The sequence below is a fragment of the Methylobacterium goesingense genome (assembly GCF_022179225.1).
GTDB lineage: Bacteria > Pseudomonadota > Alphaproteobacteria > Rhizobiales > Beijerinckiaceae > Methylobacterium > Methylobacterium goesingense.
This window is the reverse complement of the sequence record NZ_BPQL01000079.1, coordinates 1-1,365: the sequence shown is the minus strand read 5'-3', so window position 1 is coordinate 1,365 and position 1,365 is coordinate 1. Positions and strand designations below refer to the sequence as shown.

General features: G+C 56.1%; 1 protein-coding gene. It reads right to left on the bottom strand.

Annotated features, from left to right (window positions below; all coding sequences use genetic code 11):
• Positions 1-226: 226 nt before the first annotated feature.
• Complete coding sequence (locus tag MFF30_RS14850; RefSeq protein ID WP_238280167.1) at positions 227-832, bottom strand: sulfotransferase family 2 domain-containing protein; 606 nt, start codon at positions 830-832, stop codon at positions 227-229.
• Positions 833-1,365: the final 533 nt, after the last annotated feature.

Below are 1,365 nucleotides of genomic sequence, written 5' to 3'. Positions count from 1 at the left end.
CGCTTCATGATGAGGCGCGCCGTGTGCGGAGGCCGACCCGCAGACGGATGGCGGCGACCTTGGTGAGAAAGGGCTGCGCGGATGCCTCGAACCGTGACGTGGTCGCACTTCGAGGCATGCCGGTGATCGCGTACGAGGGCCGGAGCGGTCCGCTCAGAGCGCATGGCCAACCGAGCTCTGACGAGTCCAGGAAAGCCAGCGTTGCAGAGCGCCCGACAAGCGTCGATCATCGTTTGCGAGGGTAAAAGCGGGTATAATCGTATTTATATAGATTTTTGATATCGGATAGCGTGGATTTCGAGATGATGTCCTCTGCAGGCTTAGCCTCGAACGTTTCGATATGAACTTCGAAATTTCGATTGAGCCCGATTTTTTCGCCCACGAGATCGAGCCCCTCCTTCAGGTTCTCGAACTTGATAATGAGATCCAGTTTCTCATCGAGAATGTTTCCATAAACACTATGCGCGCGGTGTTTTTTCTTCGCCAGATTGGAGCGTTTATGGAACCTATAGTCGTGTTCAAGGATAATGCGGTTTCCAAACAAGGTTCGGTACTGGGAAAAGTCAACATTGCCGTCTGAATCGAGTGAAAGCCCGAAATATTTGGCGTATTTTAGGCATGACAGAACGCGCGAAACAGGATCTCGAACGACCGAAAATTTAAAATAATCATCCCAATAATCCGCGTAGATAGATTTTGCCTGGGATGCTACAAGATGTTTTGTAGAAGGATTTACGTTCCACCAGTCCTGGCCGGAAATCCATTGCTCAATACTACTTCCAGCTGTCCGGGGGATGTGAATGAATATGCATTTGTGATCGTGGTTGATCATTCTCTCGGCCTGTGATGCCATCCTGCGTTACATCGCGTTTTATTAAAACCTCAGATCAATGCAACAGATGGTTTTTGATAGGGCTTTAAGCCATCGAAGGATTTTCGATCGGCGCCCGGCCGATTCTGGGGGCCCTCGAACCTGTTCCCCGTGACGTGGTCGAGCGCCGTAACCGCGTGCGGCGCTCCGGGACATCGACACCCTTCGCGCAGGTGGCGATCGTGTTCGCGCCGATGACGCTCGGGCACGGCGACGCGCCGGGCCGGAGGTCGAGGGAGCCCTGGTGCCAGACCCTCGGGGCGTCGGGGACGTTGGCGGCTGCGACCGACATGGGGCCGGTGCCCGCGGGTGGCCCAGTCGGGATAGAGGCGGCTCGTTGCCCCGACGATGACGTGCCGAACGCGAACGCACCGCGAGCCGGGTTCGGGATTTTTCGCGGCTGGGCGCCTCGATCCGCGCCTTTCGACCCCCTCTGCGCCGCGAATCGGATCGAGGAAGGTTGATTCAGCCGCAGAAACCGTACGTCCGCTCTA

What these genes read in the sequence shown, in the direction of transcription:
- MFF30_RS14850 (WP_238280167.1), bottom strand. Translation starts at nt 832, where the DNA reads ATGATCAACCACGATCACAAATGCATATTCATTCACATCCCCCGGACA.